At 60.6% G+C, this 17159-nt stretch carries 14 protein-coding genes; 2 read left to right on the forward strand and 12 right to left on the reverse strand.

Translation table 11 applies throughout. The features are described 5' to 3' along the window. Window positions 1-65 precede the first annotated feature (65 nt). From BM399_RS15480 to BM399_RS15500, 5 genes are all read right to left on the reverse strand, one after another. A complete protein-coding gene (locus tag BM399_RS15480; protein ID WP_092868654.1) occupies window positions 66-1079 on the reverse strand; it encodes a CarD family transcriptional regulator in 1014 nt (337 codons plus the stop codon). A gap of 467 nt (window positions 1080-1546) precedes the next feature. Continuing rightward, entirely contained in the window at window positions 1547-1885 is a 339-nt protein-coding gene (fdxA, locus tag BM399_RS15485) for a ferredoxin FdxA (RefSeq protein WP_092868655.1), read from the reverse strand. 132 nt (window positions 1886-2017) lie between these two features. Continuing rightward, window positions 2018-2437: an RNA-binding S4 domain-containing protein gene (locus tag BM399_RS15490; RefSeq protein ID WP_092868656.1), complete on the reverse strand. Its 420-nt coding sequence runs from the start codon at window positions 2435-2437 to the stop codon at window positions 2018-2020. Window positions 2438-2441: 4 nt separating this feature from the next. After that, complete coding sequence (locus BM399_RS15495; protein ID WP_092868657.1) at window positions 2442-5624, reverse strand: helicase-related protein; 3183 nt, start codon at window positions 5622-5624, stop codon at window positions 2442-2444. Window positions 5625-5738: 114 nt separating this feature from the next. After that, window positions 5739-6602, reverse strand: coding sequence for a DUF3108 domain-containing protein (locus BM399_RS15500; RefSeq protein ID WP_092868658.1), 864 nt, complete (start codon window positions 6600-6602; stop codon window positions 5739-5741). 221 nt (window positions 6603-6823) lie between these two features. Here BM399_RS15500 and rpmB point away from each other — a divergent pair, with 221 nt between their 5' ends. Further along, entirely contained in the window at window positions 6824-7120 is a 297-nt protein-coding gene (rpmB, locus tag BM399_RS15505; RefSeq protein WP_092868659.1) for a 50S ribosomal protein L28, read from the forward strand. Window positions 7121-7269: 149 nt separating this feature from the next. Here rpmB and BM399_RS15510 read toward each other — a convergent pair whose 3' ends face one another. From BM399_RS15510 to BM399_RS15530, 5 genes are all read right to left on the reverse strand, one after another. Then, entirely contained in the window at window positions 7270-8379 is a 1110-nt protein-coding gene (locus BM399_RS15510) for an acyltransferase family protein (protein WP_177228186.1), read from the reverse strand. A 151-nt stretch (window positions 8380-8530) separates the two neighbouring features. Further along, on the reverse strand, window positions 8531-9622 hold the full coding sequence (locus BM399_RS15515; protein WP_244531289.1) for an esterase-like activity of phytase family protein: 1092 nt from the start codon (window positions 9620-9622) through the stop codon (window positions 8531-8533). 10 nt (window positions 9623-9632) lie between these two features. Then, a complete protein-coding gene (cobT, locus tag BM399_RS15520; protein ID WP_092868661.1) occupies window positions 9633-11528 on the reverse strand; it encodes a cobaltochelatase subunit CobT in 1896 nt (631 codons plus the stop codon). Window positions 11529-11740: 212 nt separating this feature from the next. Beyond that, window positions 11741-12742 carry a cobaltochelatase subunit CobS gene (gene cobS, locus BM399_RS15525; RefSeq protein ID WP_092869134.1) on the reverse strand — a complete coding sequence of 334 codons (1002 nt, stop codon included), beginning with the start codon at window positions 12740-12742 and terminating at the stop codon, window positions 11741-11743. A gap of 95 nt (window positions 12743-12837) precedes the next feature. Beyond that, window positions 12838-13461: a J domain-containing protein gene (locus tag BM399_RS15530; protein WP_092868662.1), complete on the reverse strand. Its 624-nt coding sequence runs from the start codon at window positions 13459-13461 to the stop codon at window positions 12838-12840. Between the two features lie 148 nt (window positions 13462-13609). Between BM399_RS15530 and BM399_RS15535 the strand changes: the two genes are divergently transcribed. Continuing rightward, entirely contained in the window at window positions 13610-13891 is a 282-nt protein-coding gene (locus BM399_RS15535) for a BolA family protein (protein WP_092868663.1), read from the forward strand. Between the two features lie 22 nt (window positions 13892-13913). Here the strand turns inward: BM399_RS15535 and BM399_RS15540 are convergent, their stop codons facing one another. Beyond that, the gene (locus BM399_RS15540; RefSeq protein ID WP_092868664.1) at window positions 13914-15221 is read right to left on the reverse strand and encodes an HlyC/CorC family transporter; all 1308 of its coding nucleotides are present in this window, start codon (window positions 15219-15221) and stop codon (window positions 13914-13916) included. Window positions 15222-15295: 74 nt separating this feature from the next. Further along, a complete protein-coding gene (gene aroB, locus BM399_RS15545; protein WP_092869135.1) occupies window positions 15296-17074 on the reverse strand; it encodes a 3-dehydroquinate synthase in 1779 nt (592 codons plus the stop codon). Window positions 17075-17159: the final 85 nt, after the last annotated feature.

Below are 17159 nucleotides of genomic sequence, written 5' to 3' on the forward strand. Positions count from 1 at the left end.
GCGCCCGGCCCCGCCGGAAGGTGCGGAACCGAGCGCTGTAATTCATAAGCGTCAGTGTTTCAGTCTTAAGCGGCTTCGCCGACGGACTCGCCTTCAGCCAAGCGACGGCCCTTGGCGCTCTTCGAAAGGATCTCGGTGATCCTCTGAACTGCGCCACGCTCGTCAAGCTTCTCGACAGCCGCGAGTTCGCGCGCCATGCGGTCGAGCGCGTCCTCGTAGAGTTGACGTTCGGAATACGACTGCTCGGGCTGAGCTTCGGAGCGATAGAGATCGCGTACGACTTCGGCGATCGCAATCAAATCACCGGAGTTGATCTTCGCGACGTACTCCTGCGCCCTACGGCTCCACATCGTGCGCTTGATGCGCGCGCGGCCCTTCAACGTTTCCATCGCCTTCTTGACGAGAGTTTCGTCCGCCAGCTTGCGCATTCCGACGCTTGCGAGCTTGCCGGTCGGCACGCGCAAGGTCAGCTTCTCCTTGTCGAACGTAATGACAAAGAGTTCGAGCGACATGCCCGCGATTTCCTGCTCCTCGATGCCGACGATGCGGCCGACACCGTGGGCCGGGTAGACGACAAATTCATTGGCCTTGAAACCGTGACGCTGGCTAACCGGCTTCTTCTGCGCGGCCAGGATCTGGCGGGCAGCTGCAGCCTTTTCAGCAATTGCCTTCGGCGTGACAGGCTGCTGGGCGGGCGCGACCGGTGCCGTGAGTTTCTGGCTCGCCGCTTTGTGCGCGTTAGCCGGAACGGCAACAGTGCGCTGCGGCGCGGGTGCAGCCTTGGCAGCGAGATGGGCAGTTGCAGGCGAATGCGGGAGCGGTTTTTTCAAAACGGAAGTGGCCTCGATCTTAGGCGCCGCCTTTGCAGGCGCCGCGGTTACTGGAACTGATTTCTTGACCGGCTTAGCAGCGGCCGGCTGCGCTACCTTCGCCTTGGCGGGAGCTTCGGTTTTCGGCTTAGCAGGATGCTTCGCGGCGACCTTGGTGGCGCTCGCGGCGGACTTCAGAGGAACGGTTTTTCGCGCGGCATTTTTCGCTGCGGACTTGGGGACGACCGGAGCTTTTTTCTTCTGAGCCATATCGATCTCTCACTCTCGCATACTGGGCCTCGCCGGACGGGTCGGCTCGGCCGTCAGTCCGCCCTGTGGGGGCGGAGCATCAGTGTGGCGGATACTTGTTGCATCCGAACAACATGCGCGCATTGATCCGAGCCTCCTTTGTCGGGAAGCCGTTCCCCTGCGCGCTTATTTGTGGCCTAGCTTTGCAAATCCTGTCCGACTCTGAAGTGGCCCAGCGACGCCCCATAACGCCTTATAAGAAGCTGCCCATCAGAGCGAGGCAGCCCCTGTTTGTTCGCGGCCGTTCCGGATTTGTGCAGACTTAACGCCATCACAACTGACCCTAACACAGTTTTGGGGGTAAATGAAGGGCGGCGTTCTGAGACAATCTGGTCGAGATTAAGACCTTCTTTAAAATACTGCGCAATTCCAACGTCTTAACCTGGAATTGCTCCGCACGGGTTTAATCCGTCGCGCGAAAGCAAATTTCAGTCGCCGGAACCCGGATTCGGAGAAAAATATTTCTCGAATTTTCCGGTTTCGTCCTTTACGGCTTCGGCCTCCGGAAGGGCCGGCTTCTTGGCCGTGATGTTCGGCCAAACTTCCGAATACTGGCGATTGAGCTCCATCCATTTTTCCAAGTTCGGCTCGGTGTCCGGCTTGATGGCGTCGACCGGGCACTCCGGCTCGCAGACGCCGCAGTCGATACACTCGTCGGGATGGATGACGAGCATGTTCTCGCCTTCATAGAAGCAGTCTACGGGACAGACCTCGACGCAATCGGTGTACTTGCATTTAATGCACTTTTCATTGACGACGTAGGTCATTCGGAATCCTGGTCCATCGAAGACGATCGATTGATGATTGGGGCACGACGCTCCCCTACCCGGCGGCTCGATCTAGCGGCGCCTTTATTAGCATAGGCATTACGCCTGCCTAGGTGGACGGGGCGTCACAGTTCACCTTCTGCCTCGCAGCTTGTCCAACTGGCGCCGCTCCAGCTTTGTCGGCCTGCCGCTCCCTTCGGAGCGCAAGGCCTGCTGCGGATCCGCTTCGGTCCGCTCGTTTTCCCCTTCAGTCGTCGACGTGGTGCGCTGCGGTGCTGGTGTAAGATCACGGTAGAGCGTCACCGCTTCGGAGGCCGGGCCACGCCGCGTCCCAATACCGAGGATTTCGATGCTGAGAACGCGTGGCCCGAGTGAAAGCGTTAGGACATCGCCCGGCCGGACGATCGTAGCTGTCTTATATACCTTTTCACGATTGACGCGGACTTTCCCACGCTCAATCAGCGCCTGCGCCAATGTCCGAGACTTGGCGATCCGTGCAAACCAAAGCCATTGATCGATGCGCTGAACGGACCCAGGAGCCGCGTCAGGCATGAGATCAGGTCGAGCCGGAGCCTTCGCTCCGCTTCTCCATTTGAGCCTTCAGCGCGGCGAGCGCGGCAAACGGCGACGATGAATCGGCTGCAGCTGATTTCGGCGGCGCCGCAGTGATCACTTGCGGCGACCGGCGTTCTTCGCGGCGGCCATTTCTATTGTCGTCGCGGCGCGGACGGTTTGCATCTTCTTTCCTGCCGCCCTGGTCGGGGCGCCGATCTCCACCACCTTTGCGGCCTTCGAAGCGCGGGCGTTCGCCGCGATTTTCCTGGCGCTCGGGACGGCGGTGACGCTGATGCTCGGCGCGATCGTTGCCGGCCGGCGTCTCAGAGGCCGGAGCTTCGGAATTCGCCGTTGCTGACGATGCTGCGTGCGGCACGCCTGCGGCGGGCCTGTTCGAATGCGGGCGCTGGTGGCGGTTCTGGCCGCCCTCGCGGCGCGGCGGCCCGTCCCGGCGCTCAGGCCGCTGGTGCCGGCGCGGCCGCCAGATCTCTTCGAATTTTTCTGCTTCCGGGGCGGCGGCGGCTTGAGTGGTATCCGATGGAGTTGCGACTGCGGGCTCGGCTTCCTCTGCCGGCGAAGGAACGGCAGCCGCTGTCGCGGCCTCGTCCGCAGGCGCTTCCGCTGCGGCAAGTTCGGGTTCGGGCTCGGTCTCGGTCTCGGCTGGTTTCGCTTCGCCGCCGGTTGTTGCTTCGGGCGACGCGCTTGTTTCCGTTGCGGGCGCAGGTGCAGGTGCCGCGGCTACGATCGGGCGTCTCTCGAGCCGGAAGCCCAGCGCCTTCAAAACCTCGCTCAGCTCGTCGACGGAACACCCGAGGATCGACATCATGTCGTCGGTCGCCCGGAAGCCGCCGTCGCCGGTCGATCCTTTGGGGGGGGCTTCGGTTTTGCCGGGGCCTGACCGCCAGGCGAGCAACGGCCTGATCAGATCGGCGAGCCGCTCAAGGATATCGAGGCGAATGGCGCGCGGGCCGCAGAGGTGGAATCCGTGGGCGCGATAGAGCGCTTCCGGCGTTGCCGGATCGACCGCAACGCTTGTCAAACCGGGGCGCGGAAGTTGCGGCGCCGTCCCTGCTGGCGTCGGGTTCTTCAGCAGCCAAAGCGTCGCCGCGAGGTCGGCCGGCGCGGGCTTCAGCATGAGCGGGAAGAAGATATTGAACGCACCGAAGCGCAGCCCGAATTTGCGGAGTTCCGCACGTGCCGCCTGATCAAGTGCGTTGATCTCGTTCGCGACCGTCTCGCGCTTCAATGCGCCGAGACCTTCCTTGAGCTGGAAGGCGATGCCGCGCGCCAAGCCCTGGAGCTCCGTGCTGCGTGACATCTCAACGAGCGGCTTCAATTTATCGGCGATCGTATCGTCAAGCCACGTCTTGAGACGCGCCTGGACCTTCTCGCGATCGGCTTCGCTCATCGCATCGTCGGCGAGGAGCGTCAGGCCCGGCTGCAACGGATCTTCGCTGCGTTCGAGCTTTGCAAGCTCGTCCTCGCGCCACATGATGCTGCCGGTGCGCGTCAGCTTGAACGCTTCGTTCTGAGCCGCCGCGACCCGGCGCGCCCGCATGCCGAGTTCGCGCGTCACGACCTGCATTGCTGCCTGACGCGTCGCTTTCTCGTGGATGCCGTCGCCAGCCGCGTCGAGGGTGAAACGGAAGCCCTTGAGGCGTCCTACGAAGTGATTTTCGACAGTGATCGCGCCATCGTCGGCGATGTCGGCTGTCAACTCGTCTTTGTCTCGCATGCCCTTCATCAAAGCGCTCGTCCGCCGATCTACAAATCGTTGTGTCAGACACTCATGCAGAGCATCGGACAGGCTGTCTTCGATGGCCCTTGTCCGTTCCTGCCAGTGTTGTGGGTCGCCCAGCCAATCGGGGCGATTGGCGACGAATGTCCAGGTCCGGATGTGCGCGATACGGTTCGCGAGGGTGTCGATATCACCGTCGGTGCGATCGGCCAACGAGACCTGCTTGGAGAACCAATCTTCATCGATACGGTTGTTGCCGCTCGTCAAATGCCGGTAGAGATTGCCGACCAGTTCGGCGTGGCTCTGGCCTGAAATCTTCCTGTAATCAGGAACCTGACAGACGTCCCACAGCAACGCGACGCGATCGCGGTTTGTTGCAATATCGGTGATTTCGCGATCCGCCGACAAAGCTTCGAGCGCCGCGACGTCATCAGCCGTGCGGGCCCGCGTCAGGCGCTGCTCGCGCGGCAGTTCGCGAAGTGATGTGTGCAGAGCATCGAGCGACGAGAAATTAAGTTCGCGGTTACGCCATTGCAGTGTCTTGACGCTGTCGAAGCTATGAGTCTCGAGGCGCTCGACCATATCGGCGTCGAGACCGTCGGCGCCGCCCGTTACGCCGAAGGTGCCATCATTCATATGGCGGCCGGCGCGGCCGGCGATCTGGCCGATCTCAGCCGGCGTCAGATTGCGGTGGTTGTAGCCGTCGAATTTGCGAAGTGCAGAGAATGCGACGTGATCGACGTCGAGGTTCAGGCCCATGCCGATGGCGTCGGTCGCGATCAGGAATTCGACGTCGCCGGATTGATAGAGCGCGACTTGCGCATTGCGCGTCCGGGGAGACAGCGCGCCGAGAACGACGGCCGCGCCGCCGCGCTGGCGACGGATCAATTCCGCAAGCGCATAAACTTCCTGCGCCGAAAAAGCGACGATCGCGGTCCGCGAGGGAAGACGCGTTATCTTCTTCTCGCCGCTGTAGGTCAGCTTCGAAAGCCTCGGCCGCGAAATGAAGTTGGCACCGGGGATGAGATCGCTGATCGCCTCGCGCATCGTCTGCGCACCGAGGAGCAGCGTTTCGGACCGGCCGCGGGCATGTAGCAGGCGGTCGGTGAAGACGTGGCCCCGCTCGGGATCGCCGCAAAGCTGGATTTCATCGATCGCGAGGAAGTCGACGTCGATGTCGCGCGGCATCGCCTCGACGGTCGAGACCCAGTAGCGCGCGCGCTCCGGCTTGATCTTTTCCTCGCCCGTAATGAGCGCGACCTTGTCCGCCCCCACGCGCTGCTTGATTTTGTCATAGACTTCGCGCGCGAGCAGTCGCAGCGGAAGGCCTATCATGCCGCTTTCGTGGCCGAGCATCCGCTCAATTGCGAGGTGCGTCTTGCCGGTATTCGTTGGTCCGAGCACCGCGGTCACGTTTCGGATGCGGGCCTCGAGATCACTTGCCATGTCGTACTTGACTCCGATCGAGCCCTGGCATTGCAGAGGAGGGCCAAGAGATCAAGGGTTATTCGGCCCCACTGCGAAGGGTATCGGGTCGCGCAACCCTGCGCCCTAGGCGTATTATTGCTTCAACGCAATCTGCTGGTTGTTCGGGGCGGTGATGTTAATGGTATCGATCGCCATGACGGCGGAGCCGATGGTTGAGGGGACCGTGATCCGGTAAGGCACATAAATTCCGGCCGCAGGCACGGCGCGCAGTGCAATTTCAATATGATCGTAGTCAATCCAGGGATTGACGAAATCCTTGGGTTTATGGCCCGCGATCGGAACATATTTTACCTGGCAAACTACGAGTTCGGGCGGCTGGCCCGACGGCTTCTTCTCCTTGATCGGTTCGCGCCCCTTTAAGGACAAGCGAAGATCGTAGCGCGCCTTGCCATCGAAAACGGGGATGGTGCGATTGCAGGCATCTGCGGCATTGGCGTTCGAGATCGCGAGCGTCGCGCCCATCGGATCGAATACGTTCTGCAGGTTTTCCGGCTTCAACTTGACGGCTTCCGCCGACGGGGATTTGTTGGGAACCAGGGCAATCGAAGCGACACGGCTGCCATCGAAGCTGAGCTTCACGGAGGTCGTTTTCGACTTCGTCTTGGTGCTCATCTCGAAGCTTGCGGGCCGAGGGCTGCCCGTCGTCGTCTCGACAGAACCGCTACCAAGGAAATTTCCCGCCCATTTGAAGGCGCCGAACAGGGCTGAAATTTCGGTCTTGCCGTTCGCCGTGTAAGATCTTCCGTCGTAGTGGGAGCTGAACCGGTATTTCCCGACGCTCAAGCCGTTGAACGAAAGCCGGTAAACTGCGTCAACCTCGCTCGGATAGGTTGCGTCGCCCGCCTTGGCGGCCTGAAGCGGCAAAACCGCCGCGGCGGCCAGCAGAAAAGAGCAAAAGGCGCCATGTCTCGTGGCCCCAGCACGCGAATTCGGCATTGTTCTTCCCTGCAATCCCCTTACACCAGCCGGTGGTAGGGCCGATTTGCGACGAATGTTGGACTTCGGGTACCGTTAGAACCCAGTCTTGACGTGCGTCCGGCATGTCCATTATACAGCTGGCGAAACCCCGTAGGCTCTGCTTGCGGGGCACAATTTTTTGCTGCAATAGCAGACTTTAGATCAACCGCGCTCGTAAAGCCGCGGCACAGGAGAGAGTTATGACCAGGCGCTGCGAGCTGACGGGGACTTTGCCCCTCTCAGGCAACCTCAGAAGCCACGCTGAAAACAAGACGAAGCGCACGTTTCGTCCGAATTTGCACGTCGTGACCTTGCTGAGCGACGTTCTCGGCCGGAAAGTCCGCTTGCGCGTTTCGGCCCGGGCTTTGAAAACCGTCGAACACCGCGGCGGCCTCGATGCTTTCCTTCTGAAGGCTGACAACGACGTGCTGTCGCCGACCTGCCTCAAGCTGAAGCGCGAAATTCAGAAAGCGCAGGCTTCGAAGGCTGCTGCCTAAAGCGGACTCATCGCCCTTTAGCCGAAATTCAGCCCGGCGCCCTTAACCCGGCGGCCGGGCTTTCGCTTGCTCTTCGTCCTTCAGAACGAATTGCAAAAGCAGCGTGCGCTGCAGCACCTTGTTGAAGTTATCGTCCGAGATCATCGTAATCAGGATTTGCCGCCGAGGCTCATGGCCTTCCCTCGCATCAATGCGCGACGCGGCAGATAGGTATCTCGAAGCAAAATAGCTGGCTTCTCAACGGTGAAATATAATAGCGCCGTTCCGGCTATGGTGACGGTCGCCGCCGCCGGCCAGTAAATGATCGAGTTGCCCGCCGCCAGCAAGATTGCGACATGGATGGCCAACGGGTGAACCAAGTAAGCCGAGTACGACGATAGAGCTATGGCCGACCAAGGGAACCAACCACGGTCGTCGCTCTTTTTTGTGCCGGTAGCAACCAGCACCGCGGCGAAGACTATCGAGACGAGCAGTGGCCACAGAGCAAAACACGTGGGGCCGCCGATCATTCGGATTGCGACCAGACCGCCGATAGTCGCTGCTAATATCGGAAGCGCTGAAGACCTCAGCTGACCGAAGCTGCGTGGTGAATGAATGGCGATGAAGCTCATTGCGAATCCCATGACGAGACCGTCGAGCCGTAAGTGCGTTGCCGTCTGAATGTAGCCGAAATCCATCGCCGGGTGCCGGTTCCATTCCAGCCATCTGCACAACGGCGAGACAGCCAGTAAACCCACGCACGCGATCCAAAAATAGCGGCGCGCGGTCAGGGCAAATAGAGCGCCTGCCAGCAACGGAGCGACAAGATAAAAGTGCTCTTCAACACAAAGCGACCAGCTGACAAGGAAATAGGGAATTCTCTCTTCGTAGTTTTGGAGAAATAGCAAGTAGCCTGGATCAAACGGCTCGCCTCTCGAAAAACGCACTGCCCCCCACGATAGTGCAAGCGCAACAAAATACGGAGGCAGTGTTCGCAACCAGCGCCGCCCCCAAAAGCGCGCGATGTTGACCTGGCCATCCAATTGCATCTCGCGCCAATATAGGCCGCCAATGAGCCAACCGCTCAGGACGAAAAACAGGTCGACGCCATATTGGCCATTCGTCGTTACCAGAGACAGCGTTGGCAGTGGCACCGGCGACATTTGAACTGAGTGATAAATGACGACCGAGAGAAGCGCGCAGGCTCTCAGCATATCGAGAGCGGCTATTCGCGAAGGATGAGATCTCGGTATGGAATGGATTTCTGGCAATATCTTCATTCGCCCCAGTCCCCCTCGCCAAGGCGGGCGATACAGTTGCCGGGCATGCGCACAACTGTAATCAATAACCATCGTGTTCAAGGGTGCGGCGCCTGTCAAGGCGAAGTAGATAGCCCCGTTATTGAACGGTATTCTGGCAAGGCCCGGCTCCTTAATCCGGCGGCCGGGCTTTCGCTTGCTCTTCGTCGTTCCGAACGAATTGCAAAAGCAGCGTGCGCTGCAGAACCTTGTTGAAGTTATCGTCCGAGATCATCGTAATCAGGATTTCTCCCGTCTTGAGGCGCGTGACGGCGAGACCTTCCATATTGTCGATCTGATCATTCATATCGGCTTCGATCAGTATCTCGCCTTCCGAGGTGTGATCGGGACCCAGGTCATCGGGCGCGATGCGCCTCAGGCGCATCTTGACGCCCTCCAGCCAGCGAAAGCGGCGTTCCAGGACGAATAGCGTTCCGTCATCGAGGCTCGAAATGTCGGTGACGTCGTAGTCACCGATGTTTTTCAGGTGGATGGTTCGCGGCCCGCTTGCCGTCCAGAGCCAGCCGGTGTGGTTGCGGGACGGATCGTAGAGCCGTTCCGAGAACGCGACGGGTGCGCCCTTATAGGGACCGCCCTTCATAACCGTCAGCGCTTCGAGGCCCTGATTGGAGTGCATTTTCTTGGCGCCGGCTGGCAGCTTGAGACTTCCGCGGCCCGTCGAAATACCGGCGGACGTCAAGTCGTAGCGCTCGATGCGGTGCCTTCCTTCAAAACTGATGAGAGCCGAACCGCGCTCCAAGGTTCCGCTTTCAAGCGCGATCGATTCAGAATCGCGATCACGGTCCCGCCGGATGGGTTGGCCCGTCGTGTCGGCGAGCGGGCCGATGCGCGCGTTCGTTATGCCTGCCGGATGAATGCCGTCGTAAACGAGTGTTCCCGTCAGCCATTCGCCGGCGTCGGAAACCGAAACGAACATTTTCGCGTCGTCGTCCATCAGGAGGGCGGACCAGCCGCCGAATTGCGGCGCGGGCGACGTCAACTGCAAGCCACCACGGAACGTCACCTTGGCGAGGGGCTTATCGGCTTCGAAGCGCTTGAACGACGTGATGCGCTTGCTTTCGACGACGATCGGGCCGGGCTTGAGCTTCGAGATGTCCGGCTTACCGTCGGCTGAAGCGGCTCCGGCCATGATGCCAAAAAGCGCGACGGCCAAGCTGCATTGCGCGACGGCGATGCCGATGCGTTGAAAGCTGTTCAGCGACAAGCGTCGACCCTCAATGAGCGCGTGCGTACCGGCGCCGCGCCGCGATCGGCTCGTCGGCGTCAGGCTTTTCCTCGAACAGTTCCACGAGCTTTTCGGTCATCGCGCCAGCGAGTTCGGAAGCATCCGTAATCGTGACGGCGCGCTGGTAGTAGCGCGTAACGTCATGCCCGATGCCGATGGCGATGAGTTCAACCGGCGAGTGCGTTTCGATCTCGTGGATGACCTGGCGAAGGTGGTGCTCGAGATAGCTTCCGGAGTTCACCGAAAGCGTTGAATCGTCGACCGGCGCTCCGTCCGAGATCATCATCAGGATGCGGCGTTGCTCGGGGCGATTGACGATGCGGGAATGAGCCCAAGCCAGCGCTTCGCCGTCGATGTTTTCTTTCAGCAGGCCTTCGCGCATCATCAGGGCGAGCGCATTCTTCGAGCGGCGCCACGGCGCATCCGCCGTCTTGTAGATGATATGCCGGAGATCGTTCAGCCGTCCGGGCGACGAGGGCTTTCCTGCGGCGAGCCATTCTTCGCGCGACTGTCCGCCCTTCCAGGCCTTCGTCGTGAAGCCGAGAATTTCAACTTTGACGCCGCAACGCTCCAGGGTGCGCGCGAGAATATCGGCGCAACATGCCGCGACCATGATCGGCCGGCCGCGCATCGAGCCTGAATTGTCAAGCAGCAGCGTTACGACGGTATCGCGGAAATCGGTATCGCGCTCGCGCTTGAAGGACAGCGCGCCCGTTGGATCGGTGATGATACGCGTCAAGCGCGCGGCATCGAGCTGGCCTTCCTCGAGATCGAAATCCCAGCCGCGGTTCTGCTGCGCCAAGAGACGCCGCTGCAGCTTGTTGGCGAGTTTTGCGACAGCCGCCGAGAGCGTCTTCAATTCCTTGTCGAGAAACGAGCGCAGCCGTTCGAGTTCTTCCGGCGTCGACAGGTGATCGGCGCCTATCTCTTCGTCGTAGGCGTGCGTGAAAACCTTGTAGCCGAAGGCTTCCGGGTTATCGAGAACGGTCATGTTCGGACGCCACGGCGCGGGCGTCTCGTCGTCGTTCAGATCGCCTTCGTCGAGGTCTTGCGGTTCGGTCTCGCCCGACTCCATCGTTTCCTCGGATTCCGAAAGGTCACCTTCGGAGAGCTGCTCTTCGCTCTGCTGATCCTGGCCTTCGGACGCGTCCTCGCTCTTATCGCTCGAGTCTTCGGCGCCGCCCTCGGCTGCACCCTCGTCGCTCTCCTGCTCTTCGTCCTCGGACTGCGGCTGGTCGTTCTGATCGACCATTTCGAGGATCTTCAGCAGATCGCGGATCTGGCGGCCGAACTGCTCCTGGTTTTCGGACAGAGCCTCGAGTCTGCTCAGAAGCTTGCCGCCGCGAGATTCGATCAGCGGCCGCCAAACGTCGACGAGACCCTTCGTCGTAGGAGGCGGTGCCTGGCCGGTGATGCGTTCGCGAATGAGCAGGGCAAGCGCATCTTCGAGCGGCGCTTCGGCACGTGTCGAGACGGTGCGGAAACGGCCGTGGCTATAGTGGTCTTCGAGGCGGGCCGTCAGGTTCGCCGCCATTCCCGGCATGCGAGCCGATCCGACGCCTTCGACGCGCGCGCGTTCCGCTGCTTCGAACACCGCGCGGGCAGGACCTGCGGATGGAGCGATGCGGCGGTGAAGCTTGGCGTCATGGCAACCGATGCGCAGCGCCAAGCTATCGGCCCAGCCGCGCGTCAGCGCGATGTCTTTCGCGGACGGCGCGCGTGGCAGATCGGGAATGTGCACGGCCTTGCCGGCGACGTCACCCTTACCCGGGCCGAAGTCGACCTCGACCTCGCTGTCACCAGCGATGGCACGGACAGCGGGACCGAGTACACGCTTCAGCGGTTCGGATGGAGCTTCGCGGCGTTTTATGGAAGGCGAACTCACTGGCTAAGGTCCAATCTTGGGTCAGCTTCGTGAATTCCCCTCCCCTCAGGGGAGGGGTTAGGGGTGGGGTGAAGATCTAACCGCAAAAGACGCATTTTTGGGACCGTCTTGCAACAAATGCTGACATTACGGTTGTGGTGTCTCCCCGCCCCCGACCCCTCCCCGCTGGGGAGGGGAGAAAGTGACGCCCGCGGCGGCGTGAGAAACCGGAACTAGCTCAGCGCAACGTTTGCCGTGCTCTCGGGTAGCTCTTCGCCGAAGCAACGCTGATAGAATTCTGCAACCAGCGGCTTTTCGAGATCATCGCATTTGTTGAGGAACGTGACGCGGAAGGCGAAGCCGATGTCGCCGAAGATCTCGGCGTTCTCAGCCCAAGTGATCACGGTGCGCGGGCTCATCACCGTCGAGAGATCGCCGTTGATGAAGGCAGACCGCGTCAGATCCGCGACGCGGACCATGTGCGAGATCTGCTTGCGCTTGGCTTCCGTCTTGCCGAACGACTTGACCTTCGACAGCACGATCTTTGCTTCGTCGTCATGCGGAAGATAGTTCAGCGTCGCGACGATCGACCAGCGGTCCATCTGGCCCTGGTTGATCTGCTGCGTGCCGTGATAAAGGCCCGACGTATCGCCGAGACCGATCGTGTTCGTCGTTGAGAACAGCCGGAACGCGGGATGCGGGCGAATAACCTTCGACTGATCGAGAAGCGTCAGCTTGCCCGACACTTCGAGCACGCGCTGAATGACGAACATGACGTCGGGCCGGCCGGCGTCGTACTCGTCGAACACGAGCGCGATGTTGTTCTGCAGCGCCCACGGAAGAATGCCTTCCCGGAACTCGGTGATCTGCTTGCCTTCCTTCAGCACGATCGCGTCCTTGCCGACGAGATCGATGCGCGAGACGTGGCTATCAAGGTTGACGCGGACGCACGGCCAATTGAGGCGTGCCGCCACCTGCTCGATGTGGGTCGACTTACCGGTGCCGTGATAGCCCTGGATCATCACGCGGCGGTTATGCTTAAAGCCCGCGAGGATCGCGAGGGTCACATCCCGATTGAAGAGATAGTCGGGATCGACATCCGGCACGTGGGCATCGACCTGCGAATAGGCCGGAACCTCCAGATCGCTATCGATATTGAACACTTGGCGGACAGACAGCTTCATGTCCGGAAGATTGGCGACTGGCGCGCCGGCCGCGCTAGATGACGTGCGCATTTCCATGGAGTTCCCAATCAAATCGCCCAGCTGCCGCGTACGCCTTGAACGGGTGCAACTCCTGTGGGGTGCACTCAGTTCAAAGGGTCAGAGGATTAGGCCAGGCCAGATTGCTTCAAGTAATTATAGGCTTGGAGGATTTCGCGCAACTTTTCCTCAGACCGGCTATCGCCGCCGTTGGCATCCGGATGGTGCATCTTCACCAATTCCTTAAAGCGCGTCTTGATATCTTGAGGCGTCGCCTCGTTGCCAAGATCCAGAACGCGGAGCGATTTCTGCTCCAATGGCTTCAACTGGCGGCGAAATGTCGTCGGCCCCGTCGCTGTACGAGACGAGCGGGCTTTCCGGTTCGTTCGCTGCGTAGCGTTTACGCGGGCCTCGGCGTCGGCCGTTCTTGCCTCGTCGCGCGTGCCGTGCGCCCAGGCGTTCGCGCCCGTCTTCCAGGTGGGACGGTGACCCGTCAGCGCGTCCTTGCGGAAATTGCTGACCTCGGTGTCGCTCATACCTTCGAAGTAGTTGTACTCCGCATTGTACTGGCGCACGTGGTCGATGCAGAAGCTGAAAAACTCGCCGTCGCGTCCACGGCCCTTCGGCGCCTTGTGGCCGCCGGGCTTATCGCACCCCTTCCATTGGCAAACGGGCGCGCGCTCTTCCTTCTTGGCGCCTTGGCGCTTCGAGGAGACGCGGATGCTGTCGAAGTATTTCGATTCCAGTTTCATCGTCTGAATTATGAGGGTTGGCGCGGCCCGAAACAAGGCGGCAAGAAAACTCTTGATTTCCGTCCCGACTGTGCGGTCAATCCCTTAATAGGCCCTTTCGGCGCCATCGCGATCTGGCCGTTCAGAAGATTTTCTTTAAGAGACAAAAATGTCGGTTACGGGTCGAGTTCGAGAAAAGCTTATGATCGCGCTTCGTCCGACGCGGCTCGACGTCATCAATGAGTCCGAGCTGCATGCCGGACATCGCAATTCGCCTGGAACGGGCGACAGTCATTTTCGCATTCTCATCGTCTCCGAAGTTTTTTCGGGGAAGTCGCGCATCGAGCGCCATCGGCTCATCAACGACCTCTTGAAGGACGAACTGGCCGGCGGCATTCACGCCTTGGCACTGTCGCCCCTCGCGCCCGGAGAACCTCTGCCGAAGGGCTAAGCGTCCAACCGTTGAGAATTCGTCACCGCGCAGCCCTCGCGGCGTTCGATCCAACGCCTACAGTGTCAGATTTGGACACGGGCTTGATGCGGATAGCCGTGATTTTATTGCGGCTTTTGCGCAAAATCTCAAATCTAAAGCCGTGGAAGGTGAAGACCTGACCGGGCTCGGGGATCGTCTGAGCCTCGTGTATCACGAGCCCCGCAACGGTCGTCGCCTCATCATCGGGCAGCTCCCAATCCAGATGGCGATTGAGGTCGCGAATTGCAACGGTGCCGTCGACGTTGACGGTTCCATCCGACTGCATGCGGATGTGGCTGTCGGGCATGTCGTGCTCATCGGTGATCTGCCCGACGATTTCTTCGAGAATGTCTTCGAGCGTGATGAGACCTTGCACCTCGCCGTATTCATCGACGACGAGTGCCATCTGCATTTTCTTTTTCAGAAACTGATTGAGCTGATCCTTCAGCGTCGTCGTGTCGGGAACGAACCACGGCTCGGACGCCGACTTCAGGATGTCGAGTTTATCGGGCTGCCAGTCCGTGCGCGACAACGCCTGCAGCAGATTTTTCGTATGCAGCACGCCGACGATATTCTCGGGCTCATCCTTCCAAAGCGGTACGCGGGTATATTGCGAGCGCAGCACCAGATCGAGGATCTTGGCGGGCGGATCGTCGACGTCGATCGTTTCCATTTTCGTCCGGTGGACCATGATGTCGGCCACCTGCAGGTCACGCAGGTCGAGCACGCCGCCGAGCATTTCGGCATCGCCCTTCGCGACCGTGCCTTCTTTCGCCTGAAGATCGATGGTGCCGCGAATCTCCTCGTGCGCCGCGAGGATGTTTGCCTCGTCGTCGGCTTTGCCGGGCGTCCATATCAGAATGCTGCGAACGACGAACTCGATCGCTTTCGTGAACGGCGTCAGAGCATAGATCAATACCTGCATGACCGGCGCCACAATGAGCGCCACGCGATCGGCGTAGGCGAGGGCGTAGGTCTTCGGGAGGACAGCGGCGAAGATCACGATCAGGATCGTTATTATGGCGGTCGCGTAAGCGACGCCGACCTCGCCATAGAGGTGCACGGCGATGTTGGAGGCGAGGGCAGCTGCCAGAACGTCGACCAGCGTGTTTCCGAGCAGAACCGTGCCGATCATCTTTTCCGGGCGTGACAGCACCTTGTTCACGAGGGCGGCGGCCGTGTTGCCGTCTTCCTCGAGGGAGTGCATCCGCGCTCGGGACGCGGCGGTGAGCGATGTCTCGCTGCCGTTGAAGAATGCCGACAACACAATCAGCAGAAAAATGGCTGCCAAGCTTATGACGATGGTCATGGTCGGTGTTCGCTGTTCCTGATCAGGAGAGGCAGCAATCTAGCACATCAATCGGTTGTGGACGCTTAATATGCTCAGCGATCAATTTCCCGGGCGAGGAATGCCAGCACGGTTTCGGGCGGGACATCGCGTGAAACGAAGGCCTGGCCGATATCGCGGACGAGAATAAACGCGAGCTTTCCGGCCTTAACTTTCTTGTCTTGCCCCATCAGCCGGAGCAACTCTTCGGGACTTGCCCGTCCGCCCGGAATGTCGCTGATCTTCGTCGGAAGCCCCACGGCGCTCAGATGCTTCGCCGCCCGCTCGGCGCGGCCTGCCGGACAGATCCCCAACTCCTCCGAGAGGCGGATCGCCAGGCACATCCCGATGGCGACGCCTTCACCATGCAAAAGGCGGTCAGAGTAGCCGGTCCACGCTTCGAGCGCGTGGCCGAACGTGTGGCCCAGATTGAGCAACGCGCGGTCGCCCGTTTCCGTCTCGTCGCGGGCGACGATTGCCGCTTTGGCCGACACACTCGTTTCGATGGCCTGCGTCAGAGCCGGACCGTTGTTGCCGAAAACGCTCTGCCAGTTGGCCTCGAGCCAGGTAAAGAATTCCGCGTCGCCCAGCAGACCGTATTTGGCGACTTCGGCATACCCAGCGCGCATCTCGCGCGGGGGTAGCGTCGTCAACACGGCGGTGTCGGCGACCACGAGACTTGGCTGGTGAAATACGCCGATGAGATTTTTGCCTTGCGGGGTGTTGATGCCCGTCTTGCCGCCGACGGAGCTATCGACCTGAGCCAGCAGCGACGTCGGAATTTGAACGAAGCGCACGCCGCGGCGCAGGATACCCGCCGCGAAGCCGGCGAGATCGCCGATGACGCCGCCGCCGAAGGGCAGGACGAGATCGCCGCGTTCGAGGCCCATCTCCAAAAGGCGTTCCGAAAGCGATGCCAAATCGCGGAAGTTTTTCGTCGCTTCGCCGGGCTTCATGATCACGGAACCCGCAAACATCCCCTGGCTTTTCAGGCTTTCCTCAAGCGTCGCAAGATGGTGACGGGCGACATTCTCGTCGGTCACGACCCCGCATTTGACCTCACCGAAGCGCGCCTTGAGAAGTGCGCCGGTTTCGCGAAGAATCCCGCGCGCAATCAAAACATCGTAGGAGCGATCGCCGAGTTCGACGTGCACCGTTCGAGATGGATTTGCATCCGCGGCAGAGGCCGCGGCGAACTCGGTTCCGGCTGCGAGGCGGTTTATGATTTCGGTGACGATGACGTCATGGGGCTCGTCGCGGCTGTCAATCGTCATGTCGGCTTCAGCATATATTGGGTACCGTTCTTCAATCAGCTTTCGCATCGTGGCTTCGGGATTGCCGTCGCGCAGGAGCGGCCGGTGATCGCGCTTCGACACGCGACGCATGAGGACCGGCAGTTCCGCTCGGAGCCAAACGGAAACGGCGACGTCTTTAATGCGCAGGCGCGTTTCCGGATTTATGAAGGCGCCGCCTCCGGTCGCGAGCACCTGCGGCCCGTTGCCGAGCAGCCGGGCGATCACCTTGCGCTCACCGGCGCGAAAATGAGCCTCGCCGTGATCTGCAAAAATCTCGTTGATAGTTTTGGCGGCGGCACGCTCGATCTCGTCGTCGGCGTCGACGAAGGGTAGATTGAGTTTGAAGGCCAGCCTTTTGCCGACCGACGACTTGCCGCAGCCCATGAGGCCGACCACGACGATGGGTCGCCCTCCGACGTTCTTTTTCGCGCGCTCTATCGCTTCGGCTTCCATCATCCGAGGCTCAATACCGACGGGTTCGGCGAGTTGGTTGGTTTCTAGGCTGGTTTCTGGCGGTGGTTCGCGCGGCGGGATGGTCATTTCGGCGCCGTCATGCCACGAACCAAAAACGTTCGCAAATTGGAAACTCACTGGAAAGCCACAGCGAACCCATACCATCTTGCCG

Origin of the sequence: Hyphomicrobium facile (assembly GCF_900116175.1) — a bacterium.
Classification (GTDB): Bacteria; Pseudomonadota; Alphaproteobacteria; order Rhizobiales; family Hyphomicrobiaceae; genus Hyphomicrobium_B; species Hyphomicrobium_B facile.

Excerpts from the sequence above, each read along its gene's own strand:
- cobS (WP_092869134.1), bottom strand. The coding sequence starts at position 12,742 with ATGCGCACGTCATCTAGCGCGGCCGGCGCGCCAGTCGCCAATCTTCCG.
- BM399_RS15490 (WP_092868656.1), bottom strand. The coding sequence starts at position 2,437 with ATGCCTGACGCGGCTCCTGGGTCCGTTCAGCGCATCGATCAATGGCTT.
- BM399_RS15535 (WP_092868663.1), top strand. The coding sequence starts at position 13,610 with ATGTCGGTTACGGGTCGAGTTCGAGAAAAGCTTATGATCGCGCTTCGT.
- BM399_RS15530 (WP_092868662.1), bottom strand. The coding sequence starts at position 13,461 with ATGAAACTGGAATCGAAATACTTCGACAGCATCCGCGTCTCCTCGAAG.
- aroB (WP_092869135.1), bottom strand. The coding sequence starts at position 17,074 with ATGACCATCCCGCCGCGCGAACCACCGCCAGAAACCAGCCTAGAAACC.
- BM399_RS15540 (WP_092868664.1), bottom strand. The coding sequence starts at position 15,221 with ATGACCATCGTCATAAGCTTGGCAGCCATTTTTCTGCTGATTGTGTTG.
- BM399_RS15495 (WP_092868657.1), bottom strand. The coding sequence starts at position 5,624 with ATGGCAAGTGATCTCGAGGCCCGCATCCGAAACGTGACCGCGGTGCTC.
- rpmB (WP_092868659.1), top strand. The coding sequence starts at position 6,824 with ATGACCAGGCGCTGCGAGCTGACGGGGACTTTGCCCCTCTCAGGCAAC.
- fdxA (WP_092868655.1), bottom strand. The coding sequence starts at position 1,885 with ATGACCTACGTCGTCAATGAAAAGTGCATTAAATGCAAGTACACCGAT.
- BM399_RS15500 (WP_092868658.1), bottom strand. The coding sequence starts at position 6,602 with ATGCCGAATTCGCGTGCTGGGGCCACGAGACATGGCGCCTTTTGCTCT.
- BM399_RS15480 (WP_092868654.1), bottom strand. The coding sequence starts at position 1,079 with ATGGCTCAGAAGAAAAAAGCTCCGGTCGTCCCCAAGTCCGCAGCGAAA.
- BM399_RS15510 (WP_177228186.1), bottom strand. The coding sequence starts at position 8,379 with ATGAAGATATTGCCAGAAATCCATTCCATACCGAGATCTCATCCTTCG.